The sequence below is a fragment of the Acerihabitans sp. TG2 genome (assembly GCF_035013185.1).
In the GTDB taxonomy this organism is placed as follows: Bacteria; Pseudomonadota; Gammaproteobacteria; order Enterobacterales; family Enterobacteriaceae; genus Acerihabitans.
Genome location: NZ_JAYGJO010000014.1, coordinates 1 through 18,327 on the forward strand (window position 1 = coordinate 1; position 18,327 = coordinate 18,327).

General features: G+C 50.8%; 18 protein-coding genes. 8 read left to right on the plus strand and 10 right to left on the minus strand.

Annotation, left to right across the window (positions count from 1 at the left end):
* Window positions 1-200: 200 nt before the first annotated feature.
* The 6 genes from SJI19_RS13505 to SJI19_RS13530 all read right to left on the minus strand — a co-directional run bounded on the left by SJI19_RS13505 (window position 201) and on the right by SJI19_RS13530 (window position 6,114).
* Window positions 201-992 carry a LytTR family DNA-binding domain-containing protein gene (locus tag SJI19_RS13505; protein WP_323478788.1) on the minus strand — a complete coding sequence of 264 codons (792 nt, stop codon included), beginning with the start codon at window positions 990-992 and terminating at the stop codon, window positions 201-203.
* Window positions 985-2,022 carry a sensor histidine kinase gene (locus tag SJI19_RS13510; protein WP_323478789.1) on the minus strand — a complete coding sequence of 346 codons (1,038 nt, stop codon included), beginning with the start codon at window positions 2,020-2,022 and terminating at the stop codon, window positions 985-987. Before SJI19_RS13510 ends, SJI19_RS13505 begins: the two co-directional genes overlap by 8 nt.
* Window positions 2,023-2,191: 169 nt before the next feature.
* Window positions 2,192-3,448, minus strand: coding sequence for a hypothetical protein (locus SJI19_RS13515; RefSeq protein WP_323478790.1), 1,257 nt, complete (start codon window positions 3,446-3,448; stop codon window positions 2,192-2,194).
* Entirely contained in the window at window positions 3,445-4,191 is a 747-nt protein-coding gene (locus tag SJI19_RS13520; protein ID WP_323478791.1) for an outer membrane lipoprotein-sorting protein, read from the minus strand. Before SJI19_RS13520 ends, SJI19_RS13515 begins: the two co-directional genes overlap by 4 nt.
* Window positions 4,184-5,443: an ABC transporter permease gene (locus SJI19_RS13525; protein WP_323478792.1), complete on the minus strand. Its 1,260-nt coding sequence runs from the start codon at window positions 5,441-5,443 to the stop codon at window positions 4,184-4,186. Before SJI19_RS13525 ends, SJI19_RS13520 begins: the two co-directional genes overlap by 8 nt.
* Window positions 5,431-6,114, minus strand: a complete 684-nt coding sequence (locus tag SJI19_RS13530) for an ABC transporter ATP-binding protein (RefSeq protein ID WP_323478793.1) — start codon at window positions 6,112-6,114, stop codon at window positions 5,431-5,433. Before SJI19_RS13530 ends, SJI19_RS13525 begins: the two co-directional genes overlap by 13 nt.
* A gap of 412 nt (window positions 6,115-6,526) precedes the next feature.
* Between SJI19_RS13530 and SJI19_RS24855 the strand changes: the two genes are divergently transcribed.
* Window positions 6,527-6,658, plus strand: coding sequence for a hypothetical protein (locus SJI19_RS24855; protein ID WP_416347542.1), 132 nt, complete (start codon window positions 6,527-6,529; stop codon window positions 6,656-6,658).
* A 154-nt stretch (window positions 6,659-6,812) separates the two neighbouring features.
* Here the strand turns inward: SJI19_RS24855 and SJI19_RS13540 are convergent, their stop codons facing one another.
* On the minus strand, window positions 6,813-7,277 hold the full coding sequence (locus tag SJI19_RS13540; protein WP_323478794.1) for a helix-turn-helix domain-containing protein: 465 nt from the start codon (window positions 7,275-7,277) through the stop codon (window positions 6,813-6,815).
* 198 nt (window positions 7,278-7,475) lie between these two features.
* Here SJI19_RS13540 and SJI19_RS13545 point away from each other — a divergent pair, with 198 nt between their 5' ends.
* The 4 genes from SJI19_RS13545 (at window position 7,476) to SJI19_RS13560 (ending at window position 10,371) form a co-directional block, all read left to right on the plus strand.
* Complete coding sequence (locus SJI19_RS13545; RefSeq protein WP_323478795.1) at window positions 7,476-8,111, plus strand: NADPH-dependent F420 reductase; 636 nt, start codon at window positions 7,476-7,478, stop codon at window positions 8,109-8,111.
* 53 nt (window positions 8,112-8,164) lie between these two features.
* Window positions 8,165-9,103: an SDR family oxidoreductase gene (locus tag SJI19_RS13550; RefSeq protein WP_323478796.1), complete on the plus strand. Its 939-nt coding sequence runs from the start codon at window positions 8,165-8,167 to the stop codon at window positions 9,101-9,103.
* Window positions 9,104-9,222: 119 nt separating this feature from the next.
* Entirely contained in the window at window positions 9,223-9,870 is a 648-nt protein-coding gene (locus SJI19_RS13555) for an NADPH-dependent F420 reductase (protein ID WP_323478797.1), read from the plus strand.
* 72 nt (window positions 9,871-9,942) lie between these two features.
* Window positions 9,943-10,371, plus strand: coding sequence for a nuclear transport factor 2 family protein (locus SJI19_RS13560; RefSeq protein ID WP_323478798.1), 429 nt, complete (start codon window positions 9,943-9,945; stop codon window positions 10,369-10,371).
* A 497-nt stretch (window positions 10,372-10,868) separates the two neighbouring features.
* On the opposite strand, the gene SJI19_RS13565 is transcribed toward SJI19_RS13560, so the two are convergent.
* The 3 genes from SJI19_RS13565 to SJI19_RS13575 all read right to left on the minus strand — a co-directional run bounded on the left by SJI19_RS13565 (window position 10,869) and on the right by SJI19_RS13575 (window position 13,258).
* Window positions 10,869-11,207 carry a YebG family protein gene (locus SJI19_RS13565; protein ID WP_323478799.1) on the minus strand — a complete coding sequence of 113 codons (339 nt, stop codon included), beginning with the start codon at window positions 11,205-11,207 and terminating at the stop codon, window positions 10,869-10,871.
* 312 nt (window positions 11,208-11,519) lie between these two features.
* On the minus strand, window positions 11,520-12,311 hold the full coding sequence (locus tag SJI19_RS13570; RefSeq protein WP_416347544.1) for a DsbA family protein: 792 nt from the start codon (window positions 12,309-12,311) through the stop codon (window positions 11,520-11,522).
* Window positions 12,312-12,634: 323 nt separating this feature from the next.
* Window positions 12,635-13,258 carry a TetR/AcrR family transcriptional regulator gene (locus SJI19_RS13575; RefSeq protein ID WP_323478801.1) on the minus strand — a complete coding sequence of 208 codons (624 nt, stop codon included), beginning with the start codon at window positions 13,256-13,258 and terminating at the stop codon, window positions 12,635-12,637.
* Between the two features lie 237 nt (window positions 13,259-13,495).
* Here SJI19_RS13575 and SJI19_RS13580 point away from each other — a divergent pair, with 237 nt between their 5' ends.
* From SJI19_RS13580 to SJI19_RS13590, 3 genes are read left to right on the plus strand one after another with little or no spacing between them, the layout of a single operon-like run.
* On the plus strand, window positions 13,496-15,196 hold the full coding sequence (locus SJI19_RS13580; RefSeq protein ID WP_323478802.1) for an FUSC family protein: 1,701 nt from the start codon (window positions 13,496-13,498) through the stop codon (window positions 15,194-15,196).
* On the plus strand, window positions 15,193-16,668 hold the full coding sequence (locus tag SJI19_RS13585) for an aldehyde dehydrogenase family protein (protein ID WP_323478803.1): 1,476 nt from the start codon (window positions 15,193-15,195) through the stop codon (window positions 16,666-16,668). Before SJI19_RS13580 ends, SJI19_RS13585 begins: the two co-directional genes overlap by 4 nt.
* Before the next feature lie 47 nt (window positions 16,669-16,715).
* Window positions 16,716-18,206 (plus strand): carotenoid oxygenase family protein, encoded by a 1,491-nt coding sequence (locus SJI19_RS13590; protein WP_323478804.1) that lies wholly within the window; start codon window positions 16,716-16,718, stop codon window positions 18,204-18,206.
* Window positions 18,207-18,327: the final 121 nt, after the last annotated feature.

The window sequence follows — 18,327 nt, forward strand, 5'->3', positions numbered from 1 at the left end:
GGAACAGCAGCAACTCGCTGAGATAGCTCGCCTAAAACGCCAGCTTGCCGAGAAAGATGAGGAATTGACCATCCTCCAAAAGGCGGCCACATACTTCGCCAAGCATTTTTATATGCTATAAATTCACCTTAATAATTAAGAGTCCTCGCTGACAAAACACATTTAACGATGAACTCAGCTCTCATTTATTATATATTTACTCAAATGTTATAGAGAAATTTATTTTGCATTGCCCGACTGACCTGTAACGCATTTCCGCCGATGATTAACTGCATCTTACCGGTACAATCTCGTTTTATTTTTTCTATTGCATTAACATTGACAACAACGGAGCGATGGATCTGCCAGAACTCGTCTGGATCAAGTTGTAACAATAGCTCTCGCAGTGAACTGCGCAGCAAGAAAACGTCTGACTGAGTTTTATTTTTCTTATACAGTGATATATATTTATCTTCTGCCTTAAAAAACTGGATGTCTGAACAATGAATTAATTCTATATCCTCACCCTTTTGCACACGGATCCATTTTAGATAGTTCTTATGCTCACTGGGAAACAAAGATTGAAATTTTTCGAATAACATATTGAGATCGGGTGTGGTTTTTTCTGTCGAGTGATCAATCAGACGTTGCTTCATCTTTAACACACATTGTTCCAGCCTTTTTTCATTCAGCGGCTTTAACAAATAATCGATGGCATTCGTTTCAAAAGCACGCACTGCATACTCATCATATGCCGTCACAAAAACAACAAACGGGAATTTATCGAACTGGTTAATCTTTCGCATCAATGTCATACCATCCATTTCTGGCATGCGAATATCCAGAAATGCAATATCAGGCTGCTTCGCGACGATAGCATCTAACGCGTCTTTACCATTCTCACAACTGACCAGTATGTCTAACTCCGGCCAAACATCAGCCAGCATTTTGTTTAGCTGGTATCTCAGTAATGGCTCATCATCAGCAATAATCGCGGTTATTCTTTTATTCATGACTCATTACCTGAGTTAAACCGGGTACAATCAGCGGTATGCAAATTTCTGCGGTGACGCCCTGGGATACATTCTCTTTGATGCGCAGTCGCGCTTTACCCATATAGATAGCTTCCAACCTTTGTTGGATATTCTCCAGACCCAGCCCATGCCCATGCCCATGCCCATGCCCACACGATGATATTTCCATAGAAAGACCACAACCATTATCTATCACCTGGATGCGCGCACCTTCAGTATCTTTGTAAACCTTGACTTCTATATACCCGGTTCGATGCTGTGGCTCGATACCATGTCGGATTGCATTTTCAACCAGTGGCTGAATTAACATGGGCGGAATAAAAAAAACATCGGCTTCGAACTCATTGGTTATCTGATAAACCAAACGCGTCCCTAATCTTATCTGTTGAATAGATAAGTAAGCATCAATCAACATCAACTCTTCATGGATATGAACAAAATCGCTTCGATTTTTTTTCAATGTACAACGTAACAAGTCAGTCAGATTAATCAGTAAAAGTTTAGCCAGTGCAGGATCTTTATCAATTAATACATCTAGATTCGCCAGAGTATTGAATAAAAAATGTGGTTCAATTTGACTTTGAAGCTGTTTAAGTTGACTCAATGCTAATATTTTCTTTTGTTCTGATTGTTGTCTCTTTGATACGTCAAGTGCATTCTGGGCTTTTAATTTTTGCTCATGAATATAAAAAAAAGTAAAACTGATAACCGACAGAATGAATCCTGGTACGAGTGTTGAACGTTGATTCAGAACAAACTCATGATAAGACAGTGGGCTAAACCAAAAAAACGCGTTAAGACTCCCAATCAGAATACAGCAGATTAAGGATATACCGTTAATTTTTGCTTCAGACAATGATGGTTTCATCCACCGTAACAGCACTGCACTGAACAACGCACTGTACCCATACCCAAAACTGATGATCATTTTCTTGAATAACAAGGATGCCCAGTTTTCGGATAAATCTGATGGCAACTCGAAAAAAATTAGCACCCCAGCAACGCCCATGCAATACAGACTCGTTTGTATTAGCTGCGATTGAAACCTTTGGCTTACTGGTAATATCCTGCGCATCCAAATGTCCTTTTAGCTTTATATTATAGTGATGTTGCCATTCTGTAATATTGTCTGAGCTAATGTATTTTTCTGCTACATAAAGAAAATAGTATCATATTGATTAGAAACTTCCTTTAAGATTTATAAAAATCAAATCCCGGTCCGGAACATTTGCATACACGGAGTTACCGAGTCCGGTATAAAACCGACTTGCCAGCTCAAGCTTCAGCTCAGATGCTCCAGACTCATACACCTGATATGAGAGTCTTGGGGTCGCTATCAGACCGCCATCGGTTGGCGACACCAACAGATCCAGGCTTGGTTCAAATTTTTCAAGCCACAGGTCATTGGAATGCAATGCGGACATATCCATCTTAAAATGCAGCATCACGTTCTGTGCAACTAAACTTGTATTGTCCAGCCCGTACGAATAGCTACTCGCTAAATCTATCGTAGCCGAGTGATGTGATAGTTCGCCTATTCGTTGAAATGCTTGCTTCCACATTTTTTTATCCCAACTACGGCCATCGTACCAATATTCACCGATAATATTCAAACCAGCGGTATTAGCCCAATTAAAACCCAGCAAAAATTGATACGAATCATCACTTATCCCCCATTTGACGGGCTCATTAATGTCACCTTGCTGGTATGCCTGATAACGCTGTGCATAAGCAAACGAACTGTGCACCTCCAGGGCTGGAGTAAGCACCGCCACGACAGATCCCCCAACAGTGCTTCGATGGATCTGATCAAAGTATATGACCCCCTGCAGCTCAGTATTACCCACCAAGGCATAGCGCCGCAGACCGATGCCATGTTGTTTTTTCGCCAGCCGGGCTTGATCTGTATTGGTTGAGGCCCAGGACTCATCGGTAGCCACCAGTTCCCATTGCCCGAGACCATCAAAATAGGAGGCCGTTGCCGCACCTACACCTTCGTCAACCTGTAATCCGATCGGGTTTCTCTCGTAAGACTTAAAAATGTCTAAGGGGCGAAATCCATACCCGACTCCCCAGTCCAGGCGTTCTTTGCCAATGCTTAAATCAATTGGCACACCTGCTAACGCTGTTTCCGGTTGCCAAAACAAATCCTGCACGATGAATTTTTTTTCTGCGGCGTCCTGGCTGGCTGTCGTTAAAAGATGATTACCTTCCAATGCAAACATCCCTGTTACGCTGTCCCACTCAACTTTTGACGTGAGTAGAGAATCCAGAGACTGGACCGCCGTCTCCCCGGAGGCGACGTTAAGCGTCGAGTGGCGATACTGTTCTTTTTCAAAACTGCTTTGCCATGTCCAGTTAATGTCTAATTTGGCTTCAGCTTGCCCATCAACAATGAGTATTGAGAATACAAGCAGTTGCCCCGTTGTGGTCACAAATCTACCCTTGGCTGTTGAATTAAATATGCTGGATTGTAATATTTTTCATCGAGCTTATAGGGCACTACATTCTGGTAATCAATTACCGTTTGTTTTTCAGGTTGAATGCTATCAAGCAATGTCATTGAAACTATTTTTTGCGGGTGAAGTGGATCATCAGGAGTAAAAAATGCTTGTTTCGCCATTTTTTGTGAAAGCAAATAAAGGTCGGCTTTTAGTGGGAAATCATTCGTTTTATCCAGCCATAGCTCGATTTTGGCGTAAGTTTCACCCGCTGTTTTTGCCGTCAGTTCAAGCTGATTCGACATTATGTGCTTATCTTTTATAACTATGTCCTGAGTTCCATGAAACGTACCCTGATAATGTTCGCTCCAGTTCAAGGTCGAAATATCGCCAACCGATGCATTTCCAAGGAGCTTTTGAATTGGGGTGATTCTGATTGGCCGGCGACTTTGCGGCATCAGCAACCAATAATTATCGTCCAACATAAGTAATTTCTGCCCATCTTCAGCTTTTGACTTGAACAACACCAGCGACTCACGCATTGGACGGATATAAACCTCATACAATCTGGTGGTATCAAGTTTATTATCCTGATAGAGCTTTACCAACGTAGTTACCTTTGCGTAGGGTTCTCTTGAACGATATTGATCCGCTTTTTTTAGCATCTGTTCGACTGTTTCAGCATGGGCGGAAAAAACAATAATCCCTGCTAATAATATTGCAAATAGCCTACACATAAGTCAGTGCCTCAATGATGGGTTTTTTCACGCCTTTACGGGCAGCAAACCATGCAACAACAAAGCAAATAATAGCCACGGCAAGCGCCACACTAATAAAAAGCTCTGCAGAGAAGTAAATATGGAGCGGATAACTTGCTGTCCTGCCGGGCGCCGGTGGCATTCTGACGTCAACGAATGTTAACAATATTGCCATACCGGCTGATAATCCTCCCCCCATTACCGCTCCGCAAATTGCCATTAGCACGGCTTCAAGTAAAAAACCTCGAATAATTTCTCCAGGATATGTTCCGAGGGCAGCAAGCGTCCCTATTTCACGTGTTCTTTCTGTTACCGACATGGTCATAGAGTTAAATAAAGCGGCAAATACAACCAATGCCATGACCCCGCCCATAATGACGAAGATACGGTTGTATAAATTTTTAACCCCATCATAGAATACGGCTAATTTCTGCCATGGCGTAGTCATTACCGGCTCTGCGAGTCTCATTTTACTCAGCTTTGCATCAATTTGTTTTTGTATCATTGAAGTTTGTTGTGTTTCAAACAAATAGACTGATAGCGTACTGACTTTATGCGTTGCGAGTAGAGCTTGCGCGGAAGCAATGTTGATATAAAGCTGCCTTTTATCCAGATCCGGTACACCTGTAGAAAAAATCCCGCGGACTTTGAAATCAATCGCATTAAGCACACCATCAGCGGTGGTCGACAGCAATGTGACGACGTCCCCGATGGTGACGTTGAGGTTCTGTGCAAGATTCGCCCCCAACATTACTTCCGGTTCATCTTTTTCAGCCGAACCGTCACTATACAGGGATAAGGTCTTCCCGGACTTCACTGCCAAGAATTCACCTTTGATCGCAAATTCCTGAGGATCTATCCCTGTGCCCATATAAATAGTCGACTTTCGGCCATTACTAATTAATCCATTAAATTCAATGCGCGGCAAAATAGCATGAATCTCCCGAATTGAGTCCAATCCTTTACTGATCATGGGATAATCAGACAACCCATTATCCAGTGGCAAGTCCTCTTCTTGCTCAAAATACTGCGGTTGACTAAGCGTTATATGACCGATACTCATTGCCGTTTCCTTCATTAACGACTGATAGGTATACAGACCAAACCCACCGGTACAACATAACGCAAAAACAACCACCGCTATAATTAGAATTGATAGTATTGACCGACGGCTATTACGTAGCAGGTTGAGCCATGCGCTTTTAATACTCATTGGCATCAGGCGTTCCATTGAATATCCTCGGAAGAGATTAGCCCATCGATCAGATTTATACATCTGTCACATTGACTTGCCATCCGCGAGTCATGCGTTGCTATCACGAATGTCGTTCCCATTTCATGACCGAGCGTTTTCATTATATGAATTACATTGTTTGCTGAATGGCTATCCAGACTGGCAGTGGGTTCATCTGCAATAACTAATCTGGGTTGATGCACCAACGCTCTTGCAATCGCCACTCGCTGTTGCTGGCCTCCGGATAATTGCTCCGGACGATAATGAAAAAAATCTTTCAGACCCACGTTCACCAGCATTTTTTCTGCTTTTTCTTTTTGCATTTTCGCGCTGAATTTATTTAGCATTAATGGATAGGCGACATTTTCGATAGCCGACATAACCGGGATTAAATTGAACCGCTGAAAGACAAAACCAAGACTGGATCGGCGTAACGCAGTGGCTTCGCTGACCTTACGGGGAAATGGTGTTCCATCAATAAATACATTTCCCTGATAGTTCATATCAAGCATCCCTAAAATGTTCAGTAATGTACTTTTGCCAGAACCCGATGGACCGCATAGTGCAACCATCTCACCTGACTGAATTTCACCATTCACGTCACCTAACGCTTGTACAGTTTGCGCTCCCAACCTGTAGTCTTTTTTAATGTTCAAAAATGACAACATCGCTATTCCCCTTTTAGATGCATGAATTAATGGTATCCAATCTAAGGAATATCGTAACCAAAAACTACACGAAGTGACGAACCGTCATATACGGAGATGAAAGGTAACATAGTGGGATAAATTGCAACGTTGAGTACAGCAGGACGCAATCAAAGGGGCGCGTCGCATCACTTTAAATCGACTGACGATATGCTTGTTGGATTTACTCCGATAACTTCAGGTTCATTCGACTCGATAATGAACTGAAGTGGTCAAGTAGAATTGATCACGTTATTAGAGTAGTAATGATGAAAGAGCCCGATATCGCCAGTTGTCAGATGCCGACACACAAATACAAACGAAGAGATAATGAACGCGTTGAAATCCCACATCGTCTCGACAGGCAGCTCGCGGTCACAGGACCGGATCAGATTTGGTGTGGTGGCGTGCCGATATCTGGACTGGCAAACGATCGGCCTACCTGGCTGCGGTGCTGAACGTGGTTGCCCGCAACCCGGTGGAATGGGCCGGTCTATCCAGTAAATCAAGCAGTGCATGCGACTGACGACCCGACACAACACGTCATGCATCGCTAATTCCGTCGACTCTCTTGGCGTCATCACAGTGGAAATGGCCGTAATGCGAACACCCACACATGCAAACTGTCTTCATTGGCGCTGTTGGCCGGTTTGATGTTGCCGAGGGCTTTCGCTACCGAGCTAAAGATTGCCCACGGTCCCCTTGCTTTCAGGAAACATACATCCGCCATTGCGGATCAGCGCCTTCACCTCTTCGCTCACCAGCATGGGGCTTTGACTTAATCGAGCAATGAACTCCTTGCGTCGCCGCACGTACGACTTCGAATCGTGCTTCGCGCTCCAGAGGACGATGTTAAGCACAATGGGAATGAGGTCCAGGCCTTTCTCGGTCAGAGTGAAGAAGTCCTTGCGCCTGTCGTCGGGGCTGGGCGCCCTCGAGAGAATGCCTTGTTCCTCAAGAAAGGCAAGGCGGGAAGCAAGTACATTGGTCGCAATCCCCTCTTCCGATTTCAGGAACTCACCATACGTCTTCTTGCCAACAAAAACGATGTCGCGAATGATCAAGAGCGACCACCGGTCGCCGAAGATCTCCACACCGTAGTTCACTGCGCAATGGGACCGAACTTCTTTACTCGTCGTTTTCATGGCGAGATCTTAACATCGCTTGCATGTCGCAAGCAAACTCAATTGCTAGCTTACTTGTTTGTTTACTTGCTTTTTACAAGTATTTTAACTTGCTTATTGCAAGTAATGTATCTAGCATGGCTTATATGTTGAGCGCGGTCGCTGGATCGCGCCGGCAGTCCATGATTGATCAACCCCATATCAGTAAGGAAAATGCACATGAGCACTATCAGCATTATCGGCTCAGGTGGCATGGCCGCAGCGATCGGCGGCCTTGCCGCCAGGGCCGGACACACCGTCGAGGTGATGAGTCGCGACGCCGTCAAGGCGAGGGCTCTGACCGGGCAGCTCGGAGTGGACGTGACGACAGGAACGTTCGGCGCTGCCCCGGCCGGGGATATTGTCATCCTGGCGGTACCCTATTCCGCCGTTCTCGACGTGGTGAAGCAGTACGGCGAATCGCTGGCAGGCAAGCTTCTTGTCGACATCACCAACCCCATCAAATCCGACTTCACCGGTTTCTTGACGCCTGATGACAGTTTCGGTGCGCAGGAGATCGCCAAGGCCGCCCCTGCCGATGCGGATATCGTCAAGGCATTCAATACCCAGTTCTCCCACGTCCTGGCTGCCGGTCCAGTCGAGGGTCATCCGTTGGACGTGTTCATCGCCGGGGACGACGCACAGGCTAAGGCACGCGTCTCGGCGTTCATCGAGAGCCTCGGACTGCGCTCGATGGATACCGGGCAACTGCCCATGGCGCGGACGCTGGAGCACGCCTGTATGCTGACGCTAGGCCTCCTTACCCACGCCATCACGCACACCAACTTCGCACTCGGCGTGAGCCTGCTCGGCTGAGCGCACCCGTAGCACCACTTTCTCGCATCATATCACTCACAAGGAGCAGTAATATGCGCGTTTTCATTACTGGCGGGACCGGCCATATCGGTTCGTACATCATCCCTGAACTCGTCGCGGCCGGACACGAGGTCACTGGCCTGGCCCGGTCGGAGACGGCCGCGGCTGCGGTGTCCGCGCTCGGCGCCAAGGTGCGTCGTGGTGAACTTTCCGACCTCGATGGACTCAAGGCCGCGGCGGCGGATTCTGACGGCATCATCCACGTTGCGCACAGGCAAGACCTGCTTCCCTCCGGCGGGATCGACGCCGTGGCCGCTGCGGAACTCCAGATCATGCTCGCGTACGGCGAGGCACTGGCGGGGACCGGAAAGCCGCTGGTCGCGTCGGGGAGCATTGGCTCGCCCGGGTGGGAAAACCTGGGCCGGCCTGCCACCGAGAACGATCCGGCCCTTCCCGGCGGCGCGGCGTACAAGGGGACCCTGCGGGTTCGTAACGAAGTTGAGCGCGCCGTCATCGACCTGGCACAGCGAGGCGTGCGCTCGTCGGTCGTGCGGATTGCCACCATCGCGCACAGCACGACCGATGCCGGCTTCCTGCCATTGTTGATCGGGCTGGCGAAAGAAAAGGGCGTCATCGGTTACCCCGGAGACGGCGCGAACCTGTGGCCGGCCGTGCACGCCCGCGACCTCGCTACCTTGTTTCGTTTGGCGCTGGAGAAGGGTCCGGCTGGCAAATATTGGCACGGGATTGAGGGCGAGGGCCTCCGGTTCCGCGAGATAGCCGAAGCCATTGGGCACCGTCTGGGCCTGCCGACAGTGAGCATTCCGGCGGACGTACTGATGTTGCCGGGGTATTTTGGGTTCCTCGCGAATCTGGTCACGCTGGACCTGCCGGCGTCCAACCTCATCACCCGCCATACCCTCGGCTGGGAACCCGCTCAGCCCAGGCTGCTCGCCGATTTGGACAACGGCCATTACTTCCCTGTCGGCTGATGATCTGACGGCAGGGAGACGGGTCGCAACCAGTCCGGCGGACAGCAATGTCGTGATGTCGTGATCCGTTCGACCAAAGACTCTGTCAAGCAATACACCAACTCACGAGGAAACTACATATGAGCACTATCAGCACTATCAGCACTATCAGCACTATCAGCATCATCGGCTCAGGAGGCATGGCCGCGGCGATCGCGGGTCGTACCGTCAAGGCTGGACACACCGTCGAGGTGATCAGCCGCGACCCAGCCAAGGCACAAGCGTTGGCCGACCAGCTTGCAGCCGGAGCGACCACTGGGACGTACGGCGCCGCGCCGGCGGGTGACATTGTCATCCTCGCTGTGCCGTACAGCAGTGCGGCGTCGGTGGTGGCCGATTACGGGAACGCACTCGACGGCAAGGTGATCATCGATATCACTAACCCGATCTCCTCCGACTTCACGGGCCTCGTCACCCCCGACGGCAGTTCTGGTGCGCAGGAGATCGCCAAGACAGCCCCCGCTGGCGCGCATGTCGTGAAGGCGTTCAACACCCTTTTCGGCCACGTACTTGCTCGGGGTGGACGCCTCGACGCGTTCATCGCAGCCGACGATCCGCAGGCCAAGGCGCGTGTCTCGACCTTTATCGCGAGTCTCGGGCTGCGTCCGTTCGATGTCGGCGGCCTGCACATGGCCCAGGCGCTCGAGGCGCTCGGTCTGATGATGATTGGCCTGGCCAAAAACGGCACCGGTACCTGGGACATCGCCTTGAACATCGATATAGGCTGAATCACCGGCAGGTTCACAAAGCATCCGAATAGATCGGACACGATCCTATGTAAGGGAAATGGAGAGATTTCGATGAGCACACAAAAGAATGTTCAGATTGTGAAGGATGCATTTGCAGCAATCGGCCGTGGCGATATACAAGGTCTGCTGGCGTTGTCTGCCGAAAGTATTGAGTGGATCATTCCGGGCGAGTGGCCGCTGGCTGGCACGCACCGTGGGCATGCTGGATTGGCGGATTTTTTTCAGAAGGCTTCCGAAACGGTGGAAACTGCCTTCTCAGAGCCCCGCGAATTCGTAGCGCAGGGAGACCGGGTTCTGGTTATCGGCTTCGCCAGGGGGAGAATCAAAGCCACGGATAAGACCTTCGAGGACCATTTTGTCTTTGCCATTACCGTTCAAAATGGCAAAGTGACGAACATCCGGGAGTATATCGACACGCTAGCACTGGCACGGGCCTTCGAGATGACCACGAGCCCCAGGCAATGCGGTGCCTCACGATAACGCGAGGCCGATGACGGACAACCAGCGGGTGATCCTACCCAGCAATAACGGACACAGCCCTAAGTAATGTGGGCTGCTACCGAAACCGTGGACATTTCCTGTCCCCACCACGAGGTCTGTTCGACGGTCTTAGGGCTGAGGCCGTCGAGGTGGGTCCGGTTGTAAAACAACGTAAACATACATAGAGGAAATATCACAATCGCTATCCCTCGCATCAACGACCAAATCCATGCTGGCAGACTTCTCAGTTCGGTGCCACTTTATGGTTGAATCAGCGATCACGTGTGGTACAAAATCAAGAGATAAACCCATCTTGACGCAGACATATTTGGCTTTAGCGTTCGATTGGCACTGTTATCGGTGAGCACAAAATGGGAATTTTGCCGATTAAACCGGACTGGTTATGAGTGTGTTCTGGAAGGAATATGCTGTTTTTTCAGACATCAACGCCGTAATCGGTTATCACTACGGCGCTGTTCTGTTCTCGTCGGAGGGGATCAGGCTGCGTTCACCGCTCTGATTTTTTTTGTGCCAGCATCGGCATCGTCATCAGCTTCCATGCTTTCCGGTTCATCTGAAGGAGCCTGAGCGACGACGACTTCCGGCAATTTGCTGGTACGCAGGATATGCTGAACGTCATCTTTATGCTCGGCCAGATAAAGACCCAGATTTTCAGTCTGCGTTTCATCCAACGGCATCCCGCTGTTCAACAACCAGTCGCTGAACGCTTCAGCCATATCCAGCATCTTGTCGTAGGCCTCTGCTGCTTTTTTACTGGCAAATGTCATTTTCTCTTCACCCTTTCTGACAACCACAAATTTTATTTCAATAGCCATAACCGCCTCCAATACTGTAATTATAAACAGCATACCAGCAAGTGCCGCTCATCGTCCACAACACATTCAACGATTGTGTGTATTGTGATCTATTTCCATTAAACACGTCTTGCTGGCCTCATGCTGGGGGACATGCGAGCCGCTATGCGATTTATCCGCCAGTGGGATACTAAAGCAGCAGCAACTTACGCGCATCACAACAAGCAATAACTATGGCGTTCAGTCAATTATGCGTCTGTATTCTGCCATTGCATCGGAGTAAGAGCCCTTTCGCACTGATAACATATTTATTTTATTTATAGTTAACCTGAATTAATGGCCGGATGCTTTATTTATAGCGCTGGTCAACGCTGTCTCATCCACAGCACCGGCAAACACCGTAATACGATCTTTATTATTTGCCGATATGGGCATAACAATAAAAGCCGGCGTTCCGTTAAACCCCAGTTTATGTGCCAATGAATTTATGTTGTCAATAACTGGAGTGGTTTGCGCTAACGTCGCTGGGCTAGGCGCAGGAATATCTATTTTTTTAAGTACCTCCGCGATATCTTTATCGGTCAATTCCCCTTCATCGTGACCTGTTTTGTAAATAGCATTGTGGTAAGCTATATAGTCATCTGAGCCCCGTTCTTTCCATACTGACAGACCTGTTTGTGCAGCGGTAATGGACGAGTGCCAGCGGCTGCCAAATATTGGCCATTCCTTGAAAATGAATTTTACACTGGGGTTAGACTTCATGACATTTTCTACAACAGGCGCCATTCGGCTGCAATAAACACACTGGTAGTCAAAAAATTCAATCACCGCAATCTTTGCGTCAGCGGGCCCTACAGACGGGGTATTTTTATCCGCAAGCAATGCGTCCTTATTAGCAAGTACAACTTCGGCAAAGGCATTTGCTTGCTGCGCCGCCTCTTGTTCCTGTAATTTCTGACTAACCTGGAGCAATATGTCAGGATGCGCGACGAGGTAATCTGCCGCAATTTTTCCAATCTCTGCTTGTTGTTTTGTGTTGAACGTGGGTTGGGGATCTTCAGCGTAGGCCAGATTAACTGAAGCAATGCATGTCGCTATCAAAAAAAGGGAATGTTGCAGATTTATTCTCACCACACTTGCTCCTTAGCAAAGATGACTCGACGTTCGAGTAAAACAAGACGACGCTTAATAAGGCATTAAAACCCAATGTAGAGCAGTTATAGAAAAATCAAACCTGTCTTTGATTATATAAATTTTCTATCCTTTCAACTATAACTGATAAAGTCATTCCACTATATTACATTGATAAAAAGACTGTAAACATGTATTAGCCCCCTTCCAACTATGACTTTTTGACCAAGCTACCGGCATTAACCTACTGATCGTGCACGCCTTCCACATTCATCGTAAGAATGTGGACATTCGGGTAAACAACCCGGACCAGTAGCTTACTTTGCCAGTGGACACGTTTCGGGTGCCGCAAATGCACTGAGATATACATCGGTCGCGTCCTCAACCGCAGCCCGGCGAATCGCTGCATCGGGAACCAGGTCTAGCCCCCACAGCTGGCGCTCGACGAGGCCTGCTTCACAGAGTGCCTTGAAATATAGACCGGCTTGCCGGACGTTAGTGCAACGCAGCTCGCCACGATCCATCAGCAGTTCGATCGTTTCGCAGATGACGATCAGGGTCTTTCGGGGACCGTTCTCATAGAAGATGCGGCTAAGTTGAGGATGTCGCCCGGCTTCTCCCATGATCAGCCGGTTGATCGCGATCACGTCCGAACGCGTGACCAGGTTCAGATATGCCATACCAAGGCGATGAAGAATCTCCTTCACCGACCCAAACTGCTTTGCGGCGTCGAGTTCTTCTAAGCCACCCTTGCCGGCTTCGTGCACAAACGTCTTGAACAGGGCTTCCTTGCTCGGAAAGTAATTATACAACGTAGCTTTGGAGGCACCGGCCCGCAATGCGATTGCTTCCATCGTAACGGCACCGAATCCCTGTTCGACGGACAGCGCGCCAGCAGCCTCAACAAAGCTCAGTCGACGATCCTCAGTTTTCCTTCTCACTAATGATTACTCCTTTAGACACTTCTGATTACACAGCGGTGATTCTGCTTACACCTTAATTGAACGACATCGTATAGAAAACTTGACTTTTATCAAAGAATAAATAATAACTAAACGATGTCGTATAGATATCATTTACCTATGGCCCATACATTGATACAAAACCGGTCCGACGAGAGGGCCTTTCCATCTCACCAAGCCCATCGTGAGATCGATTGTGTTCGAAAGGTACCTCACATGAATGTCCCACATTCGCAATGGCCTGCGATGTTCGCACTGCGGACAACAACCGCTGCGCTTTTCGCTTTCGCCGCCGCCTGGGACTTCGGTATCCACCATCCTTGGTGGGCTGCCATGACCGTGTGGCTTGTCGCACAACCGACACAGGGGCTTCTATTCGAGCGTAGCCTCGCGCGTCTTATCGGGACAATCTGCGGCGCACTAACCGGAGCATTGATCCTAAACCTGTTGGCAGAGAATCGGCTAGATGCGCTTGTGGCTGTCGCCGCCTGGCTGGCTCTGTGTGCCGGACTAGGCAGCATCTTTCGGCATTTTCTCAACTACGGCTTCGTATTGGCCGGCTACACGGCGTCTATCATTGTCCTGTTCGGAATTGGCGAGAGAGTGTCCGATCCCGGCCTCACGCTCGACCGGGTCATCTGTACAATGATCGGCATCATCTGCTCAGCGGTCTTCTCGTACCACGCATTGCCGGGCCGTGGCAAGGTACTGGCGCATCGGAGAGCCGACGTAGTGGACCGCTGCCTTGCTTATGTGGAGGAATTCCTTCGCAAGGGCACTATTGGCAAGCCCTGCGTTACTCTTTTGTCCGAAATCGCAACGCTCGATCGCTGCGTCGATGAATATGCCGCGGGTTCGCTCCATCGCCAACGCGAAGCCCGACGCACACGATGCATCTCGGGATTGCTGCTGGAATTGATCGCCCTGAGCGCCACGTCGCACGGGGGCAACTTGCCACAGGAGACTCAGGGCTCTACCAAAAGGCATCTGGCGATGCTGATCGCGGCGGCCAACAATTCCCGTCAGCCGGCCATGGCGGACACGCTTGACGAATTGCGGCAGATCCTGGTGAATGAGAGAACGTCGCCTGAGCCCTTACAGCTCGATATCGATCCATCGTCTGTCTGGCGTGCGGCGTCGCGTCCCGTTGTGGCCCTGGCGATTGCTGCAATCATCTGGTGGGTGTCGGGCTGGGGGACTGGTGCCATGATGGTGATGACGGCAGCACTTTTCACATCGCTGTTTTCCAGCCACGACCATGGCAATCACATGGTAATCCAAGTGCTACTCGGCACTATGGCCGGTGCTATCACCGGGGTCCTGGCTCGACTCTTTCTGCTGCCCCATGCTGATGGCCTCGCACCGACCTTGCTGTGTATCGCTCCCTTCCTGCTTGCCGGTGCCTGGTTAATGCAGCGTCCGGCAACATCGAAAATGGCAATTGACCTTACCATGACCTTCCTGCTGACGTCACAACCCTCCTCGCCACCCGTTGGGGTCGAGCTCGCGTTCAACGAAGCTGCAGCGATGATTGTTGGCGTGATGATCGCCGTGGCGACATTCTGGACCCTCCTTCCTGCCACACCCGCTGTTTACAGCAGTTTGCTAGCAAAGCGGATCGTCCGACTGACCCTGCAACTTTCGACAAATCGGGGCACCGCGTCGGCCAAAGCCATGCGGCAAAGTCTGCGCAGCGCTGTGGCAAGACTGCTCTGTTTCACGAAGCCGCAGGACGCGATTTTTCTGGCAGCTCAGGAATGCCTCGCAACCGCCAACCAAGTTCTGGCAACGAAGATCGGAGATCAAACCCCATCAACCTCATCGCCGAATGCATCAGCGTGTGACTCTGCTGCAAGGCAAGCTGCCGCCATGCTGGCCGACGCACTGACAAAAAACCAAAACGGAGAAACCTCATGAGTGCTATTTATCAAGCTCAAAATAACTACACAGGCCAATATATCGCAGGTCAATGGCGGCCCGGCCATGCCGGAACCACGCTTCAGGACCATAATCCCTATAATCAGAAACTGCTGACCGAGATTGCCTGTGCCTCGCACGATGATCTCGATGACGCCTACCGCTCCGCCGCCGCAGTTCAGCGCGACTGGGCGCGGCTGATGCCAAGCGAACGGGCCGCCGTCATGTACCGTGCTGTCGAGGTCCTTGACCGGCGTCATAGCGAGATCGTCGACTGGCTGATCGCCGAGTCCGGTAGCACACGACTGAAAGCAGAGATGGAATGGGATGGGGTTCGCGCCTGTACGCTTGCGGCTGCCACCATGCCGGCCCGTATCGCAGGGCAGATTCTACCGATCGACGTTCCCGGAAAGGAAAGTCGCGTCTACCGCCGCCCTCTCGGCGTTATCGGCGTCATCAGCCCCTGGAACTTCCCTATGCATCTGTCCAATCGCACGATCGCACCTGCACTTGCTATCGGTAACGGCGTTGTGGTCAAGCCGGCGGATGACACACCGATCACCGGAGGCCTGCTGCTCGCGAGCATCTACGAAGAAGCGGGCCTGCCTCCCGGCCTGCTCAATGTCGTGGTTGGCGAGGTCAGCGAGATCGGTGATGCCTTTACGCTTCACCCCATCCCGAAACTCATTTCCTTCACGGGGTCCACACGTGTAGGCCGCCATATCGGCGAACTGGCAATGACGGGGCCGATGTTGAAGCGGGTTGCACTTGAACTCGGCGGCAATGCCCCCTGTGTGGTGCTGGATGATGCTAATTTCGACCGCGCGGTGAGTGGGGCTATCGTCGGTCGTTTCCTGCATCAGGGCCAGATCTGCATGAGCAGCAACCGAATCATCATTGAAAATGGTCTTTACGACCGTTTTGTCGACGCCTTCGTCGAGCGGGCACGCAAGCTCAAGGTCGGCGATCCCAACGAAGCCGATACTGTGATCGGGCCGTTGATCAATGAGAAACAGTTCAAGGCCGCACTGAACCATATTAAAAAGGCCCGCGCCATCGGCACCCGTCAGCTTCTCGGGGAAGAGCCGTCGGGATTAGTGCTACCGCCGCAGGTCTTCGCCGATGTCGCCAACGACTCGGACCTCGCGCAGACCGAATTGTTCAGCCCAATCGCCCCGCTCATCCGAGCGAGGGACGAAGCCGATGCCCTGCGCCTAGCCAACCAGACAGAGTTTGGACTGTCAAGTTCGGTGTTCACCGAGAACACCGAGCGGGGCCTTCGTTTCGCCCAAAGCATCGAGGCGGGAATGACCCACATCAACGACATTTCTCCCAACGACGATCCCAACACGATGTTCGGTGGTGAAAAGAACAGCGGCCTTGGCCGCTTCAATAGCGACTGGATCATCCAGGAACTGACAACCGACCACTGGATTAGCGTGCAGCATGAACCGCGCGCCTATCCCTTCTGAGCAGCATCTGGTCGGCAATTTATCGAAAAAACTGAGGAGCAAGGATCATGAGTTTGAAATTTCCTGAAACGCCGGAGTTCACCGGTCTGTACAAACCGAGCCGTGTCGAGACGCAGATTTTCGATCTGGAGATAGAAGGCGACGTCCCACCCCAGATCAAAGGTACCTTCTTTCAGGTCTCGCCGGATTCTTACTATCCGCCGATGCGGGGCAAAGACATTTTCTTTAACGGTGATGGGCTTGTATCGGCCTTCAAGTTCGAGAACGGCCACGTCAGCCTGCACCGACGTTACGTGCAGACCGACAGGCTAAAGGCACAATGGAAGGAACGACGTTCCCTCAACGGCGTCTACCGCAACATCTACACCAACGATCCGCTGGCAGCCGAGAACAACACCACTGCCAATACTACCGTGTTGTTCCATGCTGGCGTCTTGCTGGCAATGAAGGAGGACGCACTGCCTTACGCGCTCGATCCTAATACATTGGAAACGCTTGGCGTCTGGGACTTCAACGGACAGATCAAATCGGCCACCTTCACTGCGCATCCCAAGATCGATCCCGACAATGGCGACCTTCTGTGCTTTTCCTATGAAGCCAAGGGCGACGGTACGTCGGACATTGCCTATTTCGAGATCGACGCCAACGGCAAGCTAAAGAAAGAAATCTGGTTCAAGGGACCCTATGCGGCGATGATTCATGACTTCGCTGTCACCGCCCGTCACGTCGTCTTCCCACTCATCCCACTGACCGTCGATGTCGACCGGATGAAAGCGGGCGGTCAACACTTCGAATGGCAGCCGGACCTGCCACAACTCTTCGGTGTCCTACCGCGTGACGGCAGCGGTGAGGATGTTATGTGGTTCCATGGACCGAAGGACGGCTTCCAGGGGCATACCCTCAACGCTTACGAGGAAGACGGTTTGCTGCGGGTCGATATGCCGGTGACGAGCGGCAACGTTTTTTATTTCTTCCCACAGGCCGACGGCTCTGTTCCCTTGCCAGAGGCCCTGAGTTCGCAGCTCATGCGATGGACGTTCAATCTCAACGGCCTGGGAGAATCAGAGGCTGGCAAACAGACTCTCCAGCCACAACCGCTCACTGCGTTCCCTTGTGAGTTCCCCCGCTGTGACGAACGCTTCATCGGCAAGTCATACGAGCACGGTTTCGTCCTTGCCTTCGACCCGACCCTGCCCTTCGACGAGACCCTGGGCGAACGGCCATTCCAGTTCTTTAACCAGCTTGCCCATGTCAACGTAAGGACAGGCGAGACCGAAGCCTGGTATCCCGGGAATGCGCAGTGCTTTCAGGAACCGATTTTCGTTCCCCGCTCACCAGATGCGCCTGAGGGCGACGGCTATGTGATCGCGTTGCTGAATCATCTCCACGGCAACAATACCGAATTGGTGGTGCTGGACTCGCTGAAGATGGCTACCGGCCCTGTCGCCCGTATCAAAGTTCCGTTCCGTCTACGCATGTCGCTGCATGGCAACTGGACCCCGGCAGAGGTGTTGGAGGGTACCCAATCTGGCCGGTGATTTGGACATTAGACTCCGTCAGAAAATGAAAAAACGAACAGCCCAACACAAACAAAGCCAAACTCCCCGTACAAAGAATACGAACGGCGCCGCAGGCGCCGTTCGTGGAGTTTATTTGGCG

Excerpts from the sequence above, each read along its gene's own strand:
- SJI19_RS13505 (WP_323478788.1), bottom strand. The coding sequence starts at position 992 with ATGAATAAAAGAATAACCGCGATTATTGCTGATGATGAGCCATTACTG.
- SJI19_RS13510 (WP_323478789.1), bottom strand. The coding sequence starts at position 2,022 with ATGGGCGTTGCTGGGGTGCTAATTTTTTTCGAGTTGCCATCAGATTTA.
- SJI19_RS13520 (WP_323478791.1), bottom strand. The coding sequence starts at position 4,191 with ATGTGTAGGCTATTTGCAATATTATTAGCAGGGATTATTGTTTTTTCC.
- SJI19_RS13525 (WP_323478792.1), bottom strand. The coding sequence starts at position 5,443 with ATGGAACGCCTGATGCCAATGAGTATTAAAAGCGCATGGCTCAACCTG.
- SJI19_RS13530 (WP_323478793.1), bottom strand. The coding sequence starts at position 6,114 with ATGTTGTCATTTTTGAACATTAAAAAAGACTACAGGTTGGGAGCGCAA.
- SJI19_RS13540 (WP_323478794.1), bottom strand. The coding sequence starts at position 7,277 with ATGAAAACGACGAGTAAAGAAGTTCGGTCCCATTGCGCAGTGAACTAC.
- SJI19_RS13545 (WP_323478795.1), top strand. The coding sequence starts at position 7,476 with ATGAGCACTATCAGCATTATCGGCTCAGGTGGCATGGCCGCAGCGATC.
- SJI19_RS13550 (WP_323478796.1), top strand. The coding sequence starts at position 8,165 with ATGCGCGTTTTCATTACTGGCGGGACCGGCCATATCGGTTCGTACATC.
- SJI19_RS13555 (WP_323478797.1), top strand. The coding sequence starts at position 9,223 with ATGAGCACTATCAGCACTATCAGCACTATCAGCACTATCAGCATCATC.
- SJI19_RS13560 (WP_323478798.1), top strand. The coding sequence starts at position 9,943 with ATGAGCACACAAAAGAATGTTCAGATTGTGAAGGATGCATTTGCAGCA.
- SJI19_RS13565 (WP_323478799.1), bottom strand. The coding sequence starts at position 11,207 with ATGGCTATTGAAATAAAATTTGTGGTTGTCAGAAAGGGTGAAGAGAAA.
- SJI19_RS13580 (WP_323478802.1), top strand. The coding sequence starts at position 13,496 with ATGAATGTCCCACATTCGCAATGGCCTGCGATGTTCGCACTGCGGACA.
- SJI19_RS13585 (WP_323478803.1), top strand. The coding sequence starts at position 15,193 with ATGAGTGCTATTTATCAAGCTCAAAATAACTACACAGGCCAATATATC.
- SJI19_RS13590 (WP_323478804.1), top strand. The coding sequence starts at position 16,716 with ATGAGTTTGAAATTTCCTGAAACGCCGGAGTTCACCGGTCTGTACAAA.